Origin of the sequence: Streptomyces sp. CoH27, assembly GCF_020181035.1 — a bacterium.
GTDB classification, from domain to species: Bacteria; Actinomycetota; Actinomycetes; order Streptomycetales; family Streptomycetaceae; genus Streptomyces; species Streptomyces camelliae.
On record NZ_JAIQYY010000019.1, the window covers coordinates 127,329 to 148,451 of the forward strand.

The window sequence follows — 21,123 nt, forward strand, 5'->3', positions numbered from 1 at the left end:
GGGTCCGCGCAGACGAGCAGCAGCTCAGCCTGCGTCGTCGTCGCGCAGCAGGAGGTCGAGCAGCCCGGGGAAGCGCGCCTCGAACTCCTCGCGCCGCAGCCGGTTGACCCGCCGCGGCCCCTCGTCGCGCTGCTCGACGAGACCGGCGCCGCGCAGCACCGAGAAGTGGTGGCTGAGCGCGGCCTTGCCGACGGGTACGTCGAAGCTGCCGCAGCTGCGCGTCCAGTCGGCGGAGCCGGCCAGCTCGCGGATCAGCTGGACACGCACGGGATCGGCGACCGCGGACAGCGCGGTCAGGACGGAGACGTCCTCGGGATCCGTGTGCACCGGCGCGGCTCGGTGACTCGCGCCCGCGGCCTGGTTCGCCATGCCCCACTCCTCGCCCTGTGCGCTTCGCGGGTGACACCCCGCCGGGTACCCGGACCACTTGCCGAGTGTTCGATGGATATCTTACAGTCCCAGTGTTCGCTTTCCATTGAACACTGAGGGATCCCCCCGTGGATCCACCCCTTGACACACCGTGCAGAAGGACGGTTTCCGCTGATGCGTGCAGTCGAATTCCAGGAGTACGGCGGCCCCGAGGTGCTGAAGGTCGTCCAGGCCGACATCCCCGAGCCGGGGCCGGGGCAGGTGACCGTCGACACCGCCTACGCAGGCGTGAACTTCGCGGACCTCAAGGCCCGCGCCGAGGGATACCGGGTGCAGTCGCTGCCGTTCCGCCCCGGGCTGGAGGTCTCGGGACGGATCCGGGCCGTCGGCCAGGGCGTGGCGGGACTGCGAGCGGGTCAGGAGGTCGTCGCGTTTGTCAGCGGCGGCGCCTACGCGGAGGTCGTGGCCGCCGACGCCGCGACCGTCTTCCCGCTGCCCGAGGGCGTGGACCTGCGCACCGGGGCCACGCTCCCCACGGTGGTGCCGACCGCGCACGCCCTGCTGCACGAGGTCGGGCGGCTGCGCGCCGGTGAGAGTGTGCTGGTGCATGGCGCGGCGGGCGGCGTCGGCACGGCGGCCGGTCAGCTGGCCCGGGCGGCGGGCGCCGGAGCGGTGTACGGCGTGGTCTCCACTCCCGACAAGGCCGAGTACGCCCTCAAGCACGGCTACGACGAGGTGTTCACCATCGGCACCTTCGCCGAGGACGTCCGCCGTGCCACCGGCGGTCGGGGTGTCGACCTGGTGCTCGACCCCGTCGGCGGCGACACCCTGCGCCGTGGCCTGGACGCGCTGGCCGTCTTCGGCCGTCTGGTGTCCTACGGCAACGCGAGCGGGGCGGAGCCGTGGCACGTCGGGCAGGCGGCACTCGGCGCGCAGGGCCGGTCCGTCGCCGCGTTCTCCATCCTGAATCTCGCGCAGTCGGACCCCGAGGCGCTGCGCGCACTCGCCGAGCGCTCCTTCCGCAAGGTCGCCGACGGCACCGTGACGCTGCCCGTCACCGCGGAGTTCGCCCTGACGGACGCCGCCGAGGCACACCGGTTGATGGGCGGACGCACCTCGACGGGCAAGCTGCTGCTGCGCACGGCGGACTGAGCACACAGACCCCGCGTGCGCCTCGCCCTGCCCCACAAACCAGCGGCACGCCACCTCACCCTGCGCAAGCGCCCGGAGGATGTGGCCCGGCTCGTCCAGGATCTCCACGACGCCGCGGGCACCGAGCTCGACGCGGCGACCGAAGCGGCGCCCGCCAAGGCCGCCGAGCACTCGCTGCGCACCCTCTGGCACGGCTCCACCTCCATGGTCGAGGACTTCGCCCGCCCGGTCGGCGCAACGCGCCAACTTACCCGAACTGCAAGCCTGTTCGCGAGCGTGCCGGACCTCCCGGACGGGGCCGGGGACGATCCCGCGCAGATGGAGGCGGTGATCCGGCGGGCGGGCGAGGAGATCGGCCGGGCCGATGGACAGAACGACTTCGGCATGGACCGTCTCGACCGGTCGGAGCGAACGGCGGTGGCCCTCGGTGAGATCTCCGAGCACCAGTGCAGCAAGCGGTTTCGGCTGCTGCGCCGGATAAAGGCCGAACCGGCCCGGCTCAGCCACGAGCAGCGCCGCCGCGACGTCACCATGACCGGCAAGGGCGCGCCGGCCCACGCCCTGCTGTACGAGCCGGCCCAGCCCCGTCCGGACCGCCCGGCCGTGCGCTCAGGATCACGTCGCCCTGCCGCGATTCCTCTACTGTGACCCGGTGATGACCCAGGTGATCGTGCTCAACGGTGGTTCCAGTGCGGGGAAGTCGGGAATCGTACGGTGTCTGCAGGCAGTCCTGCCTGATCCGTGGCTGGCGCTCGGGACGGACACGCTGGTCGAGGCGATGCCGGCGTCCATGCGGGCGTCGGACACCGGGATCGAGTTCGCTCCGGACGGCGAGGTGACCGTCGGGCCGGAGTTCCGGACGCTGGAAGCGGCCTGGATCGAGGGAGTCGCCGCGATGGCCCGCGCCGGTGCGCGGGTCATCGTCGACGAGGTCTTCCTCGGCGGACCGGAGTCACAGCAGCGCTGGCAGAAGGCCCTGGGTGACCTGCGGGTGCTGTGGGTCGGTGTCCGATGCGACGGTGCGGTGGCCGCCGGACGGGAGGTCGCGCGGGGCGACCGTGTCATCGGAATGGCCGCCGCCCAGGCGGACCTCGTCCACCGGGGCATGACCTACGACGTGGAAGTGGACACCACACACACCGAGTCGATGGAGTGTGCACGCACCATCGCCGCACACGTCGGCTGACGGGCCTTCATGTCAAGATCGTCAACGTCTGTGTCCCGTTGAGATCAGGTGAACATGCGAAGAACATGCCTTCTCGTGATGGCCGTGCTGGCCGCCCTCACGGGTGTGGTGGCGCTGCCGGCCACGCCCGCGCTCGCGGTGTCGGCGCCGCCGTCGTCCACCGGCCAGCGCTGGGCCCTGAAGGTCAACGGCCTGTACGTGGCCGCCGAGGTGAACGACTCCGGCGACCAGTACGGCAAGCTCCGGGCCCGGTCGACGTCCGTGGGCAGCTGGGAGACCTTCTCCCTGCACACCGACCACATCGACGGCGCGGGATACGGCACGACCATCACGCTGCGCAACGAGGAGAACGGTCTCTACGTCACCTCGGAGGTGAGCACCAGCGGCGTGCAGAGCGGCATGCTGCGGGCCTGGGGCACCAACACCGGTTCCTGGGAGCGGTTCTACGTCATCCCGCAGGGCAGCGGGCAGTACGCGCTGAAGTCGGCCGCGAACGGCCTTTATGTCTCGGCGCAGTTCAACTACACCGGCGGCGACCAGGGGCTGCTGCGCGCCCGTTCCTCCTCGATCGGCAGCTGGGAGCGGTTCACCTTCGAGAAGGTAGGCGGTACGGGCGACATGTCGGCGCCGTCGGCACCGACGGCCTCGGCCTCCGGGCGGCACGACATCGCCTCGTGGAACCTGTGCGCGAACAACAACACGAGCGCGGAGTGCAAGCTGCAGTACGCCGACGCGGACACCGTCGCGTCCAGCGTCGCCAGTGACCTGGCAACCGTCCCGGCCGGGTATCTCACCCACCGACCGGAAGCGATCTTCTTCCAGGAGATCTGCGAGAAGGCGGTCAAGCCACTGGAGCTCCAGCTGGAGAACCAGCTCGGGGGCGGCTGGGACGTGCGGTTCGCGCCCACGTACTACAAGGTCGTCGACGAGAACGGGACCACCGACTCCCTTCTGACGGCCCAGAAGACCTGCGCGGACAGCACGACCGGCACCGACCGGGGCGCGTTCGGGATCGCCCTGGCGGTCAAGGACTCCAACACCTGGTACCGGGGCTACACCCTGCCCTCCCCCGACGGCAAGGAGCAGCGTCCCGCGCTGTGCGCCACCGTCCCCGACGCCGGAACCGTGTACTGCGACGCGCACTTCAGCAGCGGTTCCTACGTCGACAGCAGCGGCAACCAGGCCGGGGACGACCCCGACAACGTCTACCGCCCCCAGCAGGCCGAGCAGCTGCGCTCCATCGTGGACGGCCTGCAGTCCTACGGGTACACGCCGTTCTACGGCGGCGACCTGAACACGACCACCGCGGACGTGTCGGTCCTGTCCAGCCTCTACTCCTCGCACCAGGAATGCGGCCAGGCCACGCCGGACGCACCCCACGCCGGCGCACCCACGGACGGCAACAACAAGATCGACTACATCTTCGGTCCGGTCGGCCCGACGTACGGCTGCGCAGTGGTGGATCCGCAGCTCTCGGACCACCGGGTCATCCACGCCACCGTCGCCTTCTGACCCTGGCGGGGCCGAGCCCCCCGCCGGACAGCGGGGCGGGGGCCCGGCCCTCCGCGGTTACGGATCCGCTCGCAGCCCGGGGAACAGGGCCTGGGCGCGCTCGGGGCCGGGGGCGATGAACACCCCATCGGCCGTGACGAGTTGGACGGCGGCGTCCGCCTCGGTCGTGATCGATCCGGTCACGAAGATCTTGCGGTCGTCCGTACCCGTGACGCGGGCGAAGACGCGCAGCGGTGTCTCCAGCGGGACAGGGCGGTGGTCCGGAGGGAGACGGTCAGCCCGGGGGTTCCGGCCGCCGCGCAGGCGTAGCCCATGAGTTCGTCCAGCAGCATGGCGCTCATACCGCCATGGCCGTAGCCGGGCGGGCCCTCGTGGGCGATGCCGAGGGTGCAGCGGCCCCTCAGACCGTCGTCGGCGGGTGTGACGGTCATCGGCGGGGCCAGCGGACTGCCGGTTCCGGTGACCGGGCTGAACATCCGTGGCCCGCCCGGGAATACGTCGAGTTCGGGGATCTCCGCGCGGGCCCGCCGCCGGCCCGTGAGCTGTCCGGTGACCTGGCGGACGCCGTCCGCCACGCGGTGGAGGGTGTCCGGGGAGGCGGCGGTGCGGACGGCGGCATCCACCAGGGCGCGCAGTTCGCGGCCGAGCCGGTCGACGGCCGCTGTGTGGTGGTCCCGTTCGGCGGCGCCCGACGGCGTGGGTCCGGTGTCGGTCCCGGAGGCCGGCGGGCCGGTGAGAGAGGTGTGCATCGGGTCTCTCGGTGCGGGGTGGCGGTGTGCGGTCGTGGTGCGGTCAGGCATCGGCGCGGACGAAGACGGGCTTGAGGTGCTTCTCCGGCAGAGCGGCGGGCAGGTCCTCCCAGTCGATGACGTGGGAGACCACCGCCTTGGGGCTGACCTTGCCGGAGGCGGCGAGCGCGAGGGCGTCGGGGATGTGGGAGCGGACGTTGTCGCGGGCGATGCGCAGGGTGACGCCGGTGAGGTACATGTCGAGCAGGGGCAGTTCGCCGGGGCGGAAGTGGTTGCCCGCCGACTCGCAGATCCCTTCCGGAGCGAGGGACTTGACGGCCAGGGCGAGCTGGTCGACGCGTCCGGTGGCCTCCACGGCGATGTCGAAGCCCTGCGGAAGCGGTTCCAGGGTTTCGGCGGTGGCGGCACCGAAGGCGCGAGCCAGCTCCCGGTGTTCGGGGTCGGGGTCGACGTAGAGGACGTCGGACGCGCCGAGCACACGGGCGATGTCGCACACGTACAGACCGATGCTGCCGCGGGCGACGACCAGCACCCGTGCACCGGGGCGGGCCTTGAGGTGGGGGGCGACCAGGCGCCAGGCCAGGGACCAGTTGTCGCTGGCCGAGGCCATGGCGACAGGGTCCAGTCCGGTGGGCAGCGGGACCAGCATGGCGTCGGCGTACGGCACCCGGACCAGCTCGGAGAACAGCCCGCCCCAGCTGCCGCCGATGGGCGCGCCGTACATCGCCATGTAGGGGACGGCCTCGCAGTGCGCGGTCAGGCCCGCCCGGCAGCGGTCGCAGCTGCCGCAGTTGATGGACCAGGGGACGACGACGAGGTCGCCGGGGGCCACAGAGGCGACGGCGTCTCCGGTCTCGACGACCCGGGCGACGCACTCGTGTCCCAGAGCGAACGGCGGCTCCGCGCTGTATTCGATGTGCGGCTGCCGCCGCGTGGCATGTCCGGCGAGGATCGCGGAGTCGACGTCGCACGGGGTGGCGGCCACCGGTGCGACGATCGCCTCCCCGGCGCCCTGGAGCTCGGGATCGGGCGCCTCGCGCCACTCGACGGTGCGCCGGGCGACGTAGGTCAGTTCACGCATCGGCGCGCTTCTCCTTCGCCAGTGCCACCAGGTCGGCGTAGCGGATGACGGAGCCGCCCGCACCCCAGGTGCCGTCGGGCTGTTCGTGCACCAGGACCCACACCCGCAGTGCGTCGGCCGGTCCGAGACCGGCGGCGGCCAGCACGGTCTTCGTCGCCTCCTCGACCAGGCCCGTCCTACGGCGCTCGGACAGGGCCCCCGCGGGGACGGTGACCTCGACCAGGAAGCGGGGCTGGTCGTCCTCGGCGGTGGTCTGGGCGCCCTCGGGCAGTTCGAGCAGGTAACTCCACGCCTGGGCGCGGAAGAACGCCGTGTCGGGAGCGCCCTCCCATTTCAGCAGCACCGCGGCGAGGACCCGCTGAACGCTCTCGCGGCCTTCTTCGGTCAGGGCACCGGCGGGGGCTGTGATCCGGATCATCGGCATGGGGGCACGCCTCTCTCTTCGGTCCGTACGACGGGTCGCGTACGACGACGGGTCTATGACAGTCGTTATAGACCTCGGTCACGCTAGACTATGACGATCGTTATAGTCAGTGGGGCAGAAGGGATCGAGTACGTGAGCAAGCCCACCCCGACCCCGCGCGAGCGGATCGTGGCCGGTGCGGCCGACATGATCAGCCGGCGCGGCCTGAACGCGACGAGCATCCGCGAGATGGCCAAGCACGCCCGGGCTCCGCTGGGCTCGACGTACCACTACTTCCCCGAAGGCAAGCAGCAGTTGGCCACCGAGGCCGTCCGGTACACGGGCGAGTGTGTCGCCCGCGTCCTGCGCAGGGAGCTGGAGGCAGGACCGGTGGCCGGGCTGCGCGCCTTCCTCGGCCTGTGGCGAAAGATCGTCGTGGACAGCGACTTCCGGGCCGGCTGTCCGGTCCTGGCCGTCTCCATCGAGGAGCCCCCGGGCGACGAGACACCCGAGGCCCTGCTGGCCGCCGCCGATGTCTTCACCACCTGGGAGAGCCTGCTGGCCGACTCCCTGCGCGCACACGGCGCCGGGCCCGACCAGGCGGCCCAGCTCGCGACGCTCTGCGTCGCGGCCGTCGAGGGGACCGTGGCCATGTGCCGCGCCAAGCGCAGCATCCAGCCCCTGGACCACACCGCGGAGCAGCTCCGGACACTCATCCTGGCCACGATCAAGGACTGACCGGGGCGAGCGTCAGCCGTCGATCACGGTCATCCTGGATGCGGCAGGACCATGGCCGGGGGAACCCACGCGAAGGGAGGCGCCCGATGGCGTACGACGAAGGTCTCGCCGAGCGGATCCGGGAGCGGCTCGGGGACGATCCCGGCATCACCGAGAAGAGGATGTTCGGCGGCATCGCCTTCCTGCACCGAGGCAACATGGCCGTCGGTGTCACCGGCGACGACCTCATGGTCCGCGTCGGCCCGGACGCCACCGACGCGGCCCTCGCCCGGCCGGGGACGCGGCTCTTCGACATGACCGGCCGTCCGATGCGCGGCTGGGTCGTGGTCGCGGGCGACGCCGTCGCGGAGGACGCCGAACTGGCCGGGTGGATCGAGCGGGGCCGGGCGTTCGCGGCGAGCCTGCCATCCAAGTGACGCCCCGATTCCGCGCGGAGCGGTACCGGCCGGATCAGTCCGGCGGTTCCGTCAGGGCCTTCACAGCGGGCCGGAGGATGCCCGCGACGCGGTCGCCCGGTGCCTCACGCAGCGGGGCCAGGTCCAGGAGCTGGTGGCCGATGGTGATGCCGAGCAGGGTGGTGACGACCAGTGTGGCCCGCAGCTCGGGGTCCTCCACTCCGGGCAGGGCCGCGGCGATGCGGTCGATCTGCCGGAGCAGGGTGCCGCGGGCCTGTTCGGCCGCCGACGGGTCGGTGAGCATGGAGCGCAACATCGCCAGCGCGCCCTCGGGCAGACCGCCGAGTTCGAGACCGAGGGTGGCCAGCAGCTCGTCGACGAGCGCGCCGGCGTCGGCGACGGCCGGCACCGCCGGCATCGCCTGCACGGCCCGGGTGAACAGCTCACGCTTGGAGCCGTAGTACTGCATCACCAGAGCCGGGTCGACACCGGCCGCGCTCGCCACGGCGCGGATGGTGGTGCGATCGAATCCCTTCTCGGCGAACAGTTCCCGGGCGCACTCCAGAATGCGCGCCTCGGTGGCTCGACGGCGGTCGGCACGGGACCGGTGAGGCCGGGGCTCATGCGGCGTGGACACCAGTTCACTCTACGATCGTTGATCAGACTCCCGCGCGAGCTTTACGGTGAGTGAGTCAACAAGCGTTGAGCGAATAAAGTGATCATGCGGGACAAGTCCGCGGACGACCGCGCCGATCTTCGCTCGCTGCCGAGCATGTCGTGAGCGGCACAGTGGAGCGGGGTCCCGACGAGCCGAACCTGACGACGCGCAGCGCGGCTACTTGAGGATGTTGACGGCGCGAGCGACCACGAGGACCACGGTGACCAGGGACACCGACGACTGCAGCATCATCAGCATCTTCGACCAGCGGGACAGCGGCATGACGTCGGTCGGGCTGAACGCGGTGGCGTTGGTGAAGGACAGGTACAGGTAGTCCAGGAAGGCCGGTTCCCAGTCCGGCGGGGCGATCTCCGGGCTCTGCATCTGCACGAAGAGGAAGTCCGCGTACTGATGTTGTCCCTGGACCCGGGCCATCGGGCCGCCCCGGTCCCACTCCCAGTACCACAGGGCGAACACGATGACGTTCGTGAGCCAGATGACGCCGCCGGTGAGCAGCAGCGGCACCGCCTGGTCGCCGCCGGTGCCGTTGACCAGGTCCCCCACGAGCCGGACCGCGGACCAGCCGTTGGCCAGGCTGATGGCGCAGATCAACGTCAGGCCCAGCCACCGCAGCCACCGGGCACCGGGCTCCACCCGGCGGGGGTTGGCGGCCACCAGGCCGGCCAGCAGGGCCAGCTCCAGCACGGGCATGGCCCACGCGGGATGAAGGAGGACGAGCCGGTGCGGCAGGGTCAGCTGCAGGGCGACGGCCGCGAGGATCACGGCCGTCACCGTCCAGCGCGGCTCGCCCCGGGTCGCCCGGCGCCAGGCGGGGACGAACTCGCGCTGACCGCTCTCCAGCAACCGCTCGATCCGGCCCAGCCGGCTCTCGGCGTCATCCATGTCGTCGTTCATGACAAGGATTGTCGCGGGCGAAGTCCTCCCCCTCGGGAACCGGGCTGCCGTCGGGACACCTCGTGGCGACGTGCCGTCCGGTCGGTCACGCCTCGGGCGGGACGCCCGGCACGCGTGCCGGGGCCGGGCCGGGCCGGCGAAGTCCGACGGGCAGGACCGTACGGCCATGTGTCTCGTTGATGACGCCCGCAGCCGAGGCGTACCAGGCGACGAGCCCCGTGGCGATGCCGAACCATCCTCCCACCTGGGTCATGGCGTGCGGCTGCGCCCCGGTCTGGAACGCTCCGATGGCCAGGAAGAGGTAGGTCAGCGCGAGCAGGACCAACACCATCAGCACGGCGAGACTGACCCGGAGCGCGGCGACGGCCATGTACACGGTGAAGATGCACCACCCGAGCAGGAACAGGCCGAGCGCGTTGTGCACATCACCGGCGAATGCCAGACGCTGCACGATCCACCAGTACGACAGCCAGAAAGCGGCGTACGAGACGAGCGCCGTGGCACCGAACGTGTTGCCCCGACGGAATTCGAAGAGGCCGGCGACGAACTGGGCGAGGCCGCCGTAGAACGCGGCCAGCCCCAGGACCGGCACGACGGCGCCGGGCTCCCTCAGCAGGTTGGTGTTGACGATCGAGAGCAGCAGGGTGGTGAAGGCGAAGCCGGCCAGGCCCAGCGGGGCCGGGTCGCCCCTGACCGCCGGGAGCGGATCTTCCGCCGGTGGCCGCTCCGGGTGCAGGCTCCTCGTGTCCTCGTTCATGACCGGCATCCCTTCGAGCAGAGCCGGACCAGCAGCCGACGCTTGGCTAGCCCACGAACGTGCTGGTCAGAACCCCCGAGGCGGGCTGACGGCACTCATGTGTCGCCTACGTCTGTCCATCTGTACGAAACGTACCCGTTTGCCCCACTCGTTAGGCATGTCCCGGCCATGCAAGGGCCCGCTCCTCAGGGCTCGCGGTGTTCGTGGGCCGCTTCCTCCAGGGCCGCCGCCTCCTCCTCGGCCACGCGTGTCTCGGCGGCCACGTCGATGGAGCGGGTCAGCCACCAGTACAGCAGGGCGGCGACCGGCAGGCCGATGAACAGGGATATGTCGGCGCCGTCGAGGGCCTTCGCCGCGGGGCCGACATACAGGGTGCCGACGGAGAAGAAGGGGATCATGACGGCGAAGCCGACCAGGTAGGCGATGATGCCGTGCCAGCCCCAACGTCCGTAGATGCCGCGGGGGTTGAAGATCTCGGCGATGGCGTAGTGGCCACGGCGGACGACGTAGTAGTCCATGAGGTTCACCGCGGTCCACGGGATGAAGAGGTAGAGGACGAGCAGCAGGAAGTTATTGAAGTTCTCAAGGAAGTTGGCGGTCGCGGCCAGGGCGCCGACCAGGGAGAGAGCCGCGGTCAGGCCGATGGTCAGCAGGCGTACGCCCAGCGTCGGCCGTACCCGTTTGAACGAGTCGATGCCGCTGATGAGGGTCAGCGAACCGCCGTACATGTTCAGAGCGGTGACGGACACCAGGCCCAGCGCGGCGAAGAGCAGGACGATCGCGCCGAAGCCGCTGAACACCTTGTCGCCCGCCGCGTTGATCGACTTGATCGTGTCGAAGTCCTTGCCCGCCCAGGCGGCCAGCAGCGAGCCGAGCACCATCAGCCAGATGCCGCCGAGCGCGGAGCCGAAGTACGTCCAGTAGAAGGTCTTGCGGACCGTGACGTCCGGCGGGAGGTAGCGCGAGTAGTCGGAGACGTAGATGGCCCAGCTGATCTGGTAGCCGGCGACCACGCCGAACTGGGCCAGGAACGGCGTCCACTTGAAGGCGCCGAGGTCGAAGGAGCCCGCCGGGTAGTGCAGGGTGACCAGGACGCCCACGGTGAAGATCCCGAAGATCACCAGGAAGGTGTACGTCAGGATCCGCTCGGCCTTGTGGATGATGTCGTAGCCGACCAGCGCGATGACGAGCGCGACCACGGTGACCACGACGACCCACAGCTTCACGCTGCCGTGCAGGGTGGTGTGCAGGGAGTCGGCGGCGAGGATGCTGTTGAAGACGTTGAACCCGGCGTACTGCACATACGCGAAGAGCCAGACGAGCAGCGCGCCGACGTAGCCGAACTGGGGGCGTGACTGGATCATCTGCGGCAGGCCCAGCTGCGGGCCCTGTGCCGAGTGGAAGGCCATGAAGAACGTGCCGATGACGGTGCCGGCGACGATGGCCAGCAGCGACCAGATCAGGTTCCCGCCGGAGGTGATGCTGATCAGCCCCACGGCCAGGGTGGCGATCTGGGCGTTGGACATGAACCACAGCGGGCCCAGATGCCAGAGCTTGCCGTGCCGCTCGTCCAGGGGGACGTAGTCGATGGACCGGATCTCAAGGCCTGACACCCTCGGCTCTGCTGCAGTGCTCATGACGCCTCCCGTGCCCGGTCCGCCTGTGGGAGACATTGTGATCCCGCGAGGGCGCGGTGACGAGTGCTGAGGTGCAGGATTGTGCGCGGATTCGGGTGAGGACCCGCGTCAGGCGTGGAGCGCGTCCGAAAGGCGGACGAAGCGGTGGCCGGTGGCCAGCAGGTGCGGGACCGCGCTCGCGATGCCCTGGGCCGTGCCGCCTTCGGGGTGGTTCATGTGGCAGATGACGATGGAACCGCCCGGCGCGGCCGCGACGGTCTCGTGCACCTGCCCGTGGGTGAAGGTGGCACCGCCGTCGCCGTTGACGGAGAAGCTGACGAAGCGTTCCCCGAGGTCCTGGACGATGCGTGCCGCGACGTCGTCGCAGTACGCGGTGCCGGACCGGAACCAGCGGGGCGGGGCGCCGAGCAGCCGGGTCAGCTTGGCCCGGTTCCCGGCGATCTCGTCATACACCTCGCCGGCGCTGCGGGTGCCGGGGATGCCGTACGCGGAGCGGCCCGTGACCGACAGCGGGCGGTGCCGGGTGCCGTGGTTGGCGATCTCGAACTGCGGCTCGGCGGCCAGGCGGTGGAACTCGGCCGGGTTGGCGTCGATCCAGCGGGAGTTGATGAACAGTGTCGCCGGGATGTGCCGGGTGCGCAGGAAGTCGATCAGCTCACGGTCGAAGCCGTTGCCGCCCGGGCCGCCGCACGCGTCGAAGGTGAGCGCGATCTCCTTCTTCGTGGCCGGCAGGGAGTGCACCACGCCGGGGGCGTCGAAGCCCCAGGTGTGCGGCACGCTGTGCCCGTAGCGGGCCACGACCTGGGCTCGGGTGACGGTGGGCCGGGTCGCGGCCGATGCCGTCGAGGGGATGGCGCCGGAGGCCTGCGGGGCGGGGGCGGGGCCGGTCCCCTGCGGGCCGGAGGAGGCCGCGGAGGTGTCCGTGTCCTTCTTCTGGCCCGCGCAACCGGCGAGCAGACCGCCCGCCAGGACACCGAGCACCGCGCGACGACCGGCAGTCATCCGTCCGCTCCTTCACACCCGTTCGCACCCGGCGGAACACACCTGGTGGCGGGCCGCCACAGCCGACGAACGCCCGCATCGGCAACCGTACGCACCGCGGCGGCCACGACCGTGAAGACGGCGGTAAGCACGGGTAAGAGATCGCCCAGAATCACCCGGACGTCGCCGTACGGCCCTCCGGCGTGCGCGGACTCGGGTCACCTGTCGTCAGATCACCTCCCGCACGGCCGCGGGACGACGACCACCGGCCCGCTGTCAGTGCCTGCCGCTACCGTCGGCCCTATGAGCACTGAGCTGGTCGAGAACTCATGGGATCGCATCGACAGTTGGCTGGATCGGCATGCGCCCCGGACCCTCGCCTCGCTGCGCGCGCCCGCGGCGGAGGAGGACATACGGGCGGCCGAAGGCGAGCTGGGCCTCGTCTTCCCGCCGGACCTGCGCGCGTCGCTGCGCCGGCACGACGGGGCCACGGGCGACCGGGAGGCGTTCCGGTTCCCGACGCACGACCGGCTGCTCGGTCTGCGGGAGATCGCCGGCATGACCGCCGACCTGCGCGGCTTCGCCGCCGACCTCGATGAGGAGGCCGCCGCCTGTTACTGGCACCAGGGCTACGCCAAGATCGGTTCGTACGGGGCCACCGCCGACGGTCTCACCGTCGACTGCCGCCCGGGAGGGATGTCCTACGGCGCGATCGGCCGCTTCTTCGACGAGACTGGCACCGGCTTCGGGCACGCCGACTCGCTGGGCGCCTACCTCGCCGGGGTGGCGGATCGGCTGGAACGCGGCATGAACGCCGGAGCGGTTTCCTTCAACGGGCGGCTGATCTGGGGGTCCGCCCTTGCGCCCCGGCCGGACTGGGGCAGCGCCGACGACCCCCTTCCCGGACCAGAGGAACCGCTCCCGCCGCTGGACCTGCCGGAAAGCGGCACGGATCCGCTCCCGGTCGGCTACCTGCTCAGCCTGGAGGAACTCGGTGCGCTGGTCGCCGTCCTGCCGCGGGAACGCCTGGCCGAGACGGCGCGCAGACAGCTGCGCAGACTGGCCACCGAGACCGGGCTGGCCAAGTACCCCGAGACCGGTGCGGCCCTGGACGCGCTGGAGCGGGACGAGCCCTTGCCGGCCGGCCTGGCCGGCCCGCTCGCCCTGCGGCTGCGCTCGGTGCTCGCCCAGGCGGACACTCAGCGGGACGACCTGCGCCGATGGGCCGCGCAGCAGATGGCCGAGACGATATGGTCCGCGTCCCCGCACCGGGCGGTGTACGGCATCGCGATCACGCGCAGCCGGCTGAGCGTCGACTGGCGCGCGGAACTCCTCGCCGACCTGGGCGACCCGCCGATCCCGCCGATGCCGGACGACCGCTTCTGGGGGACCTTGCGCAATCCCGACGTCAACTCCAGCCACTGCGCGGACCGTTGTGCGCCGGACGTGAGTGTCTCGTGATCAAAAGGCCGGGCGGCGCCCGGTCGTGGCGCGGTACGGTCCCGGCATGTCCCGATCAGCCAAGACCGGCTTCTCCCCGTCCTCCGTCACCGCGGACGATCTCGACCTCGCCGTGCGGCTCGCTGTGGCGGTCCTGCGGGAGGCACCCCCTGACGCCTGGGACGGCATGGCCGGTTCGCTGGAGTGGGACTGCTGGGAGACCGTCGAGCATCTCAGTGACGACCTCTTCTCCTACGCCGCCCAACTGGGCCCCAGAACACCCCCGTTGGACGGCGAGGTGCCCTTCGTGTGGGCGCGGCGGCGGCCGGGCGGCCCGGCGAACGTCATCCACGTGAACCGTGAGGCAGGTCCCGCGGGCCTGTTGCAGGTGCTGGAGGCGAGCGGTGCGCTGCTGGTTGCCATGGTCCGTACGACGCCTGCGCAGGCCCGCGCCCACCACGTCTTCGGCATCTCCGACCCCGAGGGCTTCGCCGCGATGGGCATCGTGGAGACCCTGGTGCACACGTACGACCTGGCGCAAGGACTCCGGCTGGCCTGGCACCCGCCCGCCGATCTGTGCGCGCGGGTGCTCGCCCGGCTCTTTCCCGACGTCCCTGACGCCATGGACCCGTGGCGCACCCTGCTGTGGGCGACCGGACGCGGTGAACTGCCCGGCCGCCCCCGGCTGACGACCTGGCGCTGGGACGGCACGCCCCGGACGTAGGGCTCGGGGTCTGCGCCGGCCGCGGGGAGATCAGACGTCCCGGCGGCGGACGACCAGCACGGCGAGTGCCACCGCGACCAGCGGCCACAGCGCGTACACGACCCACGAACCGGGGACGGTGGCGGTCAGCATGAGAGAGCCGGGCTGCGGTTGCCAGTTCTGGATCAGGCGCCGCCAGGCGGTGAGGACCATGGCGTGCTGGATGTCGGCGGACCACCGCCTCCTCGGGGAGAAGACCGTGGGGAGCATCAGCAGCGTGAAGGCGCACACGGTGATGGTCGCGGCGCTGTGCCGGATCAGGACGCCCAGTCCCAGGCCGACCAGGGCGCAGATGGGCATCACCAGGACGGATGCCGCCAGGGCGCGCGGCACTCCGGGGTGGGTGAGCCCGACTCCGGCGTGCCGGCCGTTCAGGATGGCCTGGGCGACGAAGAAGGAGGCCAGGGAGACCGCCGTACCCACGGCCGTCCACAGTGCGGCGGTGACGGTCGCCTTGGCCAGGACGACCGAGCCGCGGGCAGGAACGGCCACAGTGGTGGTGCGGATCAGACCGGTGCTGTACTCGCTCACGGCGGTGATGGCGCCGACGCTGCCGGCGACGAGCATCAGCGTCATGTAGCCGGACGGCGGAAACGCGTCGAACGGCAGGAAGACCGGTGGCCCTTGCGTGCTCGTGGCGGAGCCCGCGAGGTTGCGGTAGTCCGCCACCGCGGCCACCGCCGCCGATCCGACGGCGAAGAGGGCGCCGAGGGCGATCGTCCACCAGGTGGAGCGCAGAGACCGCAGCTTGATCCACTCCGAGGCGGTCAAGTCGCCGAAGCGGGCGGCGGGTTCGGTGACGAACCGGGGCGCGGGAGCGGAGGTGAGCGTGTTCATCGGCGGTGTCCTGCCAGGTATTCGGCGCTGTCGGCGGTCAGTTCCATGAAGGCCTCTTCCAGTGAGGCGGCCTGCGTGGTCAGCTCGGTCAGCTGGATCCGGTGCTCCAGGGCGAGCGCTCCGATCCGGTCCGCCGGCAGCCCGGTCACGGCGATGCGTCCGGCGTCCGCCGGGCCCCGCGGCTCGACCGACGCGCCCGCCGCGGCGAGTACGGCCGCCAGTTCGACGGCTCGCGAGCTGCCGGCCACCACGCTCAGCCGGGTGCCGCGAGCCGCGAAGTCGGCCAGCGGCTCGGCCGCGATCAGCCGGCCCCGCCCGATGACGACGAGCTGGTCCGCGGTGTTCTCCATCTCCGACATCAGATGGCTGGAGAGGAAGACGGTACGGCCTTCGGCGGCCAGGCGCCGGAACAGCCGTCGTACCCACAACACGCCTTCCGGGTCCATGCCGTTGATCGGCTCGTCGAACAGCAGGACCGGCGGGTCGCCGAGCAGGGCGGTGGCGATGCCGAGCCGCTGCTTCATGCCGAGCGAGAAGCCGCCGATGCGGCGCCCGGCCGCGTCGGTCAGCCCCACTTCGTCGAGCACCTCCCTCACCCGGCGCGGCGGGATGCCGTTGCTGCGTGCCAGGGCGGTCAGATGTGCCGTCGCGGTGCGTCCGCCGTGGACGTGGCCTGCGTCCAGGAGGGCGCCCACGTGCCGCAGTCCGCGCCGGTGGCCGCGGAAGGGAACGCCGCTGACGGTGGCGGTGCCGCCCGTGGGCGTGTCGAGGCCCAGGATCATCCGCAGGGTGGTGGTCTTGCCGGCTCCGTTGGGGCCGAGGAAGCCGGTGACCCGGCCCGGCCGCACGGTGAAGGACAGCTGGTCGACGGCCGTCCTGTCGCCGTAGCGCTTGGTGAGTTCGCTGATTTCGATCACGGGACCACCGTGCCGGGCGACCCCCCGCCCCGGCATGAGGCCACGGACGGCAATGCGGGCGGCCGGGTTCGCCCACGGGTGTACGTCCCCGGACCGATGCCGGACCGATGCCTACTGGCTAGTCTGCCAGCATGATCACCACACCGACCGCGCCCCGTGGCGACCTCGTTCCCGGAAGGAGACACCGGTGATGAGGAGAACGACGCTCCCGGACTGGGCGTGCGGCGTGCTGTACGTCTTGCTGGTGCTGGTCCTGCTGACGGGAGCGCCCCGGGCCGGGGGTGTCCTGCACGCCGTCGGCTCGCTGCTGGCGGTGACTCTGCTCGCCGGTGTGGCACGGCGCCGGCCGCTCACGGCACTGGCTCTGACGCTGGCCGGGGCCACCACGGTGGTGGTTCTCCCGCACCGCCCCACCAACGCGGTGCTGACGCTGGCGTACCAGGCTCCGTTCCTGTCGTTCCTGGCGGTGGATCTCGTCGTGGGGTACATCGTGGCCACCCGGACACGGCGGGTCTGCGTGGCCGCCGTGGCGGTGGCGTTCACCGTGCAACTGCTGGTGATCGGCGTCTTCTCGCACGGCGACTACCTGATTCTCAACGGTGTGATCGGACTTCTGGCGCTGATCGCGTCCGGCATGGTCGGGCTGCTGCTGCGTGAGCGCCGCGAGCACGCGGTGGCGCTGCGCGCCCAGGAGGTGGCGGAGGCCGTCACGGCCGAACGGCTGCGGATCGCACGGGAGTTGCACGACATGATCGCGCACAGCATCGGCATCGTCACCATCCAGGCCGGGGTGGCCGGCCGGGTCATCGACACCCAGCCGGACGAGGCGCGCGAGGCGCTGCGGGCCATCGAGACGACCAGCAGACAGACCCTGTCCGGGCTTCGGCGCACGCTGGTGGCGCTGCGTCAGGCCGACCCCGCGACGGCGGCCGGGGAGCGGGAGGCGCTCGCGCCCGCGCCATGTCTCGGGGATCTCGAACGGCTTGCGGCGGCGACCGCGGACGCGGGGGTACGGGTGGAGGTGCGCGTGAGCGGGGAGCAGCGGACCTTGCCGGGCGACCTCGAACTGGCCGCCTACCGTATCGTGCAGGAGGCGTTGACCAATGTGGTCCGCCACGCGGGCACCGGGCACTGCCGGGTGGACGTCGACTACGGGGACGAGGAGCTGACGGTGGAGGTCGTCGACGACGGGTGCGGCGCCGCCGCGTCCGGCTCGGGCCATGGCTTCGGCATCATCGGCATGCGGGAGCGGGTGGGGCTGCTGCGGGGCCGGCTCAGTGCCGGGCCGCGTCCCGAGGGCGGCTTCCGGGTGGTGGCGCGGCTGCCGGTGCCGGAGACCGCCGCGGCCGGGGCGGAGGCCCGATGACCATCCGGGTCGTGCTCGCCGACGACCAGCCGCTGGTGCGGTCCGGGCTGCGCGTCCTCATGGCCGATCACCCGGACCTCCAGGTCGTCGGCGAGGCGGCGACCGGCGACGAGGCCGTCCAGCTGGTCGAGGACGTCGATCCCGACATCGTGGTGATGGACATCAGGATGCCCGGCGCGGACGGCATCGAGGCCACCCGCCGGATCACGGCCGGTCCGGCCGCGGCCCGGGTCCTCATCCTGACCACCTTCGACGAGGACGACCATGTGTACGGCGCGTTGCGGGCGGGCGCCAGCGGCTTCGTCGTCAAAGACATGGCACTGGACGACATCCTCGCCGCGATCCGTGTCGTCGCCGCCGGGGACGCGTTGATCGCACCGGGCGTGACCCGGCGGCTGATAGCGGACTTCGCCGGCCGTCCCACGGCCGCCGCGCAGCGCCCCGTGCGGGCCCTCGACGGCATCACCGAGCGGGAGCGGGAGGTGCTGACGCTGATCGGGCGCGGCCGCTCCAACACCGAGATCGCGGAGGACCTCTTCATCACGGTGGCCACCGCCAAGTCCCATGTCTCCCGCCTGATCACCAAACTGGGCGCCCGGGACCGGGTACAGCTCGTGATCACCGCGTACGAGGCGGGGCTGGTCACGCCGTACTGAGCCGTCGCCTCGCTCCTGCGCCGGCTTCGGCGCCCGTCCTTCTCCTCCCGGACCCGGCGTCCCATACTGATCAACGCCGGTCCTGCCGTACCCCCACCATCAGGCCGGCTGTGGCGCCGGCGCGTCGCGGTCGGCCGGGAAGCCGAGAGATGACCGAAGACATCCAGAAAACGGGCACGGCCCTCTCGTCGGGGCGGTTCGAGGCGGAGCGGTCGGCGGAGATCGTCGCCGCGAGTCTCGCCGGCACGACGGACGAACGTCTGAAGGAGATCCTCACCTCTCTGGTGCGGCACACGCACGAGTTCGTCAAGGAGGTCGGGCTCACCGTCGAGGAGTGGGCCGCGGGCATCCGATTCCTCACCGAGACCGGGCAGAAGTGCGACGACACCCGGCAGGAGTTCATCCTGCTGTCCGACGTGCTGGGGGTGTCGATGCTGGTGGATGCCGTGAACCATCCGGCCGACGGCCCGGTCACCGAGTCGACCGTGGAGGGGCCCTTCCACATGGTCGACTCGCCGCCGCGTGCCCTCGGCGACACCATCGACGAGGCCGGGCTGAGCGGTGAGCCGTGCCTGGTCACCGGCCGGGTCACGGACACCGACGGCCGGCCCGTGGCGGGCGCGGGCATCGACGTGTGGCAGGCCGACGCCGAGGGCTTCTACGACGTGCAAAGGCCCGGCGAGGTCCCGGAGCGCAATCTGCGCGGGCTGTTCACCGCCGACGAGGACGGCCGGTTCTGGTTCCGGACCATCGTGCCGCGCTACTACCCCGTCCCCGTCGACGGACCGGTGGGCACCCTGCTCAAGGCCACCGGGCGCCACTCCTACCGGGCCGCGCACATCCACGTCGAGGTGTCCGCGCCCGGTGTGCGCACCCTGACCACCCACATCTTCGTCGACGACTCGCCGTACCTGGACTCCGACACCGTCTTCGGTGTCAAGGAGAGCCTGATCCGCGCCTTCGCCCCGGTCGACGACCCCGTCCGGGCCGCCGAGCACGGGCTGCCCAACCCCTTCCGCCACGTCGACTTCCCGGTCGTCGTCCGGCGCGACACCCAGCCGTGACGTCCCTCTGTCTCCGCTGAGCCGACTCGGCATCAGTTCCGTTCAGATCCACTGGAGGTTCGACCATGTCCGAGCGCGGCAGCGGACACATCACCGTCCACGAGACTCTGCCCTGCCGGGTCCTCCTGGGCGCCGGCGCCCGGCACACCGTCCCCGAGGAGACCGAACGGCTCGGCTCGGACCGGGTGTTGCTCGTCGCGTCGGGCTCGGCCCGCGCCGCCGCCGACGACCTGGTCCGGGCCCTCGGTCCCCGTCTGGCGGTGCGATTCGACCGGCCCGTGGTGCACACGCCGGTCGCCGTGACCGAGGAGGCGCTGAAGCTGCTGCGCGCGGCGGACGCCGACAGTGTGGTGGCTCTCGGCGGCGGCTCGGCGATCGGCCTCGGCAAAGCGCTGTCGGTGCGCACCGGCCTGCCCCAGATCGCGGTCCCCACCACCTACGCGGGTTCGGAGGTGACCCCGGTCCTGGGCGAGACGAAGGACGGGGTGAAGACGACCCGCCGTGACCCCGTCATCGCGCCCGGTACGGTCGTCTACGACCCGGAACTGACCCTCGGTATGCCGGCCGGGCTCACCCTGACCAGCGCGCTCAACGCCCTGGCCCACGCGGTCGAGGCCCTCTGGGCGCCGAACACGACCGCCGCGAGTGACGCATTGGCGACCGAGGCCGCCGACGGCATCCTCACCGCCCTGCCCGAGGTGCTCGCGCGTCCCGGAGACCTCGCCGGGCGCGAGCGGCTCCAGCAGTGCGCCTGGCTGGCCGGGCTCTGTCTGGCCCAGACCCGGATGGGCCTGCACCACCAGCTGGCCCACGCCCTTGGCGGCACCTTCGACCTGCCGCACGCCGAGCTCCACGCCCTGCTGCTGCCGCATGTCCTCGCCTTCAATCTGCCCGCCGCGCCGAAGGCCGCCGCCCGGCTGGAGCGGATCACCGGCGGCGACCCGGTGACGGTCATCGGCGGTCTGGCCGGCAGCCACACGGGCCCGACCACGCTCAAGGCCCTGGGCGTGCCGCGGGAGGGGCTGCGGGCCGTCGCCGAGCGGGTCGCGGCCCAGCCCTATCCCAACCCGCGCACACCGGAGGTGGAGGCGGTGACGCGCTTGCTCGACGACGCCTGGTGAGCGGGCGGCTCATCCCCCTCAGGCACATCCCCCTCAGGCACATCCCCCTCAGGCACTGCGGAGACCGGAGGCGGCGCGGACCAGGCCGTCCAGCCATGCCTGATGGCCGTTGAGCATCGAGGTGGGCAGTTCCCTGGCCGGCGCGGCGGCGGGCTGCCCGATCCGTGTCTCCTGGGTCAGGATACGGACGCGGCCGCCGGGCAGGTCCTCCACGAGCCGGGCGTGCAGCGCATCGAGCTGTTCCTCGGGTGTGCCGTCCTGCCGGGCCGTCCAGGACAGCCGGCCGGGAGACCTCAGCGGCCGTGATGCCCCGGACGACGACCTCGTCGGAGACGACGTTGCCGCCGGTGCCGGGCAGGTGCTGCTCGGGCCGGTCGATCGCGTTCTGCACGGTCATGGGCGTGCCTTTCCCCGGCTTTCTCGGGG

The 21,123-nt window shown here is 71.5% G+C and carries 25 protein-coding genes; 12 read left to right on the forward strand and 13 right to left on the reverse strand.

Annotation, left to right across the window (positions count from 1 at the left end; all coding sequences use genetic code 11):
* Positions 1-24: 24 nt before the first annotated feature.
* On the reverse strand, positions 25-369 hold the full coding sequence (locus LE548_RS29980) for a helix-turn-helix transcriptional regulator (RefSeq protein ID WP_225100090.1): 345 nt from the start codon (positions 367-369) through the stop codon (positions 25-27).
* 174 nt (positions 370-543) lie between these two features.
* Here LE548_RS29980 and LE548_RS29985 point away from each other — a divergent pair, with 174 nt between their 5' ends.
* From LE548_RS29985 to LE548_RS30000, 4 genes are all read left to right on the forward strand, one after another.
* Entirely contained in the window at positions 544-1,521 is a 978-nt protein-coding gene (locus tag LE548_RS29985) for a zinc-binding dehydrogenase (RefSeq protein WP_225100091.1), read from the forward strand.
* A 15-nt stretch (positions 1,522-1,536) separates the two neighbouring features.
* Positions 1,537-2,169, forward strand: coding sequence for a hypothetical protein (locus LE548_RS29990; RefSeq protein ID WP_225100092.1), 633 nt, complete (start codon positions 1,537-1,539; stop codon positions 2,167-2,169).
* A 7-nt stretch (positions 2,170-2,176) separates the two neighbouring features.
* On the forward strand, positions 2,177-2,707 hold the full coding sequence (gene cpt, locus LE548_RS29995) for a chloramphenicol phosphotransferase CPT (RefSeq protein ID WP_225100093.1): 531 nt from the start codon (positions 2,177-2,179) through the stop codon (positions 2,705-2,707).
* A gap of 78 nt (positions 2,708-2,785) precedes the next feature.
* Positions 2,786-4,219 (forward strand): endonuclease/exonuclease/phosphatase family protein, encoded by a 1,434-nt coding sequence (locus tag LE548_RS30000; RefSeq protein ID WP_225100094.1) that lies wholly within the window; start codon positions 2,786-2,788, stop codon positions 4,217-4,219.
* A gap of 57 nt (positions 4,220-4,276) precedes the next feature.
* On the opposite strand, the gene LE548_RS45610 is transcribed toward LE548_RS30000, so the two are convergent.
* Genes LE548_RS45610 through LE548_RS30015 form a run of 4 tightly spaced genes read right to left on the reverse strand, consistent with a single transcriptional unit; the run spans position 4,277 to position 6,473 of the window.
* Positions 4,277-4,402: a hypothetical protein gene (locus LE548_RS45610; RefSeq protein WP_263636727.1), complete on the reverse strand. Its 126-nt coding sequence runs from the start codon at positions 4,400-4,402 to the stop codon at positions 4,277-4,279.
* Complete coding sequence (locus LE548_RS30005) at positions 4,399-4,968, reverse strand: PaaI family thioesterase (RefSeq protein ID WP_225100095.1); 570 nt, start codon at positions 4,966-4,968, stop codon at positions 4,399-4,401. The genes LE548_RS45610 and LE548_RS30005 overlap by 4 nt, the downstream gene beginning before the upstream one ends.
* 43 nt (positions 4,969-5,011) lie before the next feature.
* A complete protein-coding gene (locus LE548_RS30010) occupies positions 5,012-6,049 on the reverse strand; it encodes a zinc-binding dehydrogenase (protein WP_225100096.1) in 1,038 nt (345 codons plus the stop codon).
* Positions 6,042-6,473, reverse strand: a complete 432-nt coding sequence (locus LE548_RS30015) for a tautomerase family protein (protein ID WP_225100097.1) — start codon at positions 6,471-6,473, stop codon at positions 6,042-6,044. The genes LE548_RS30010 and LE548_RS30015 overlap by 8 nt, the downstream gene beginning before the upstream one ends.
* Positions 6,474-6,605: 132 nt before the next feature.
* On the opposite strand from LE548_RS30015, the gene LE548_RS30020 reads away from it, so the two are divergent.
* Both LE548_RS30020 and LE548_RS30025 read left to right on the forward strand, forming a co-directional pair.
* On the forward strand, positions 6,606-7,190 hold the full coding sequence (locus tag LE548_RS30020) for a TetR/AcrR family transcriptional regulator (RefSeq protein ID WP_225100098.1): 585 nt from the start codon (positions 6,606-6,608) through the stop codon (positions 7,188-7,190).
* Positions 7,191-7,276: 86 nt separating this feature from the next.
* A complete protein-coding gene (locus tag LE548_RS30025; protein ID WP_225100099.1) occupies positions 7,277-7,606 on the forward strand; it encodes a TfoX/Sxy family protein in 330 nt (109 codons plus the stop codon).
* A 34-nt stretch (positions 7,607-7,640) separates the two neighbouring features.
* Here the strand turns inward: LE548_RS30025 and LE548_RS30030 are convergent, their stop codons facing one another.
* The 5 genes from LE548_RS30030 to LE548_RS30050 form a co-directional block, all read right to left on the reverse strand.
* Entirely contained in the window at positions 7,641-8,222 is a 582-nt protein-coding gene (locus tag LE548_RS30030) for a TetR/AcrR family transcriptional regulator (RefSeq protein ID WP_225100100.1), read from the reverse strand.
* Between the two features lie 198 nt (positions 8,223-8,420).
* Complete coding sequence (locus tag LE548_RS30035) at positions 8,421-9,158, reverse strand: DUF1345 domain-containing protein (RefSeq protein WP_225100101.1); 738 nt, start codon at positions 9,156-9,158, stop codon at positions 8,421-8,423.
* A gap of 85 nt (positions 9,159-9,243) precedes the next feature.
* On the reverse strand, positions 9,244-9,915 hold the full coding sequence (locus LE548_RS30040; protein ID WP_225100102.1) for an acetate uptake transporter: 672 nt from the start codon (positions 9,913-9,915) through the stop codon (positions 9,244-9,246).
* Between the two features lie 185 nt (positions 9,916-10,100).
* Positions 10,101-11,552 (reverse strand): cytosine permease, encoded by a 1,452-nt coding sequence (locus tag LE548_RS30045; RefSeq protein WP_225100103.1) that lies wholly within the window; start codon positions 11,550-11,552, stop codon positions 10,101-10,103.
* A gap of 108 nt (positions 11,553-11,660) precedes the next feature.
* On the reverse strand, positions 11,661-12,554 hold the full coding sequence (locus LE548_RS30050) for a polysaccharide deacetylase family protein (RefSeq protein WP_225100104.1): 894 nt from the start codon (positions 12,552-12,554) through the stop codon (positions 11,661-11,663).
* Between the two features lie 282 nt (positions 12,555-12,836).
* Here LE548_RS30050 and LE548_RS30055 point away from each other — a divergent pair, with 282 nt between their 5' ends.
* Both LE548_RS30055 and LE548_RS30060 read left to right on the forward strand, forming a co-directional pair.
* Entirely contained in the window at positions 12,837-13,994 is a 1,158-nt protein-coding gene (locus LE548_RS30055; protein ID WP_225100105.1) for an SMI1/KNR4 family protein, read from the forward strand.
* Between the two features lie 46 nt (positions 13,995-14,040).
* Entirely contained in the window at positions 14,041-14,697 is a 657-nt protein-coding gene (locus LE548_RS30060) for a hypothetical protein (protein ID WP_225100106.1), read from the forward strand.
* A gap of 30 nt (positions 14,698-14,727) precedes the next feature.
* Here LE548_RS30060 and LE548_RS30065 read toward each other — a convergent pair whose 3' ends face one another.
* Both LE548_RS30065 and LE548_RS30070 read right to left on the reverse strand, forming a co-directional pair.
* A complete protein-coding gene (locus LE548_RS30065; protein ID WP_225100107.1) occupies positions 14,728-15,573 on the reverse strand; it encodes an ABC transporter permease in 846 nt (281 codons plus the stop codon).
* Complete coding sequence (locus LE548_RS30070; RefSeq protein ID WP_225100108.1) at positions 15,570-16,490, reverse strand: ABC transporter ATP-binding protein; 921 nt, start codon at positions 16,488-16,490, stop codon at positions 15,570-15,572. The genes LE548_RS30065 and LE548_RS30070 overlap by 4 nt, the downstream gene beginning before the upstream one ends.
* 190 nt (positions 16,491-16,680) lie before the next feature.
* On the opposite strand from LE548_RS30070, the gene LE548_RS30075 reads away from it, so the two are divergent.
* From LE548_RS30075 to LE548_RS30090, 4 genes are all read left to right on the forward strand, one after another.
* On the forward strand, positions 16,681-17,856 hold the full coding sequence (locus LE548_RS30075; RefSeq protein WP_225100109.1) for a sensor histidine kinase: 1,176 nt from the start codon (positions 16,681-16,683) through the stop codon (positions 17,854-17,856).
* Entirely contained in the window at positions 17,853-18,512 is a 660-nt protein-coding gene (locus LE548_RS30080) for a response regulator transcription factor (protein WP_225100110.1), read from the forward strand. The genes LE548_RS30075 and LE548_RS30080 overlap by 4 nt, the downstream gene beginning before the upstream one ends.
* A gap of 149 nt (positions 18,513-18,661) precedes the next feature.
* Positions 18,662-19,576, forward strand: a complete 915-nt coding sequence (locus LE548_RS30085) for a dioxygenase (protein ID WP_225100111.1) — start codon at positions 18,662-18,664, stop codon at positions 19,574-19,576.
* Between the two features lie 65 nt (positions 19,577-19,641).
* Positions 19,642-20,697: a maleylacetate reductase gene (locus LE548_RS30090; protein ID WP_225100112.1), complete on the forward strand. Its 1,056-nt coding sequence runs from the start codon at positions 19,642-19,644 to the stop codon at positions 20,695-20,697.
* A 48-nt stretch (positions 20,698-20,745) separates the two neighbouring features.
* On the opposite strand, the gene LE548_RS30095 is transcribed toward LE548_RS30090, so the two are convergent.
* Positions 20,746-20,910: a hypothetical protein gene (locus LE548_RS30095; protein WP_225100113.1), complete on the reverse strand. Its 165-nt coding sequence runs from the start codon at positions 20,908-20,910 to the stop codon at positions 20,746-20,748.
* Positions 20,911-21,123: the final 213 nt, after the last annotated feature.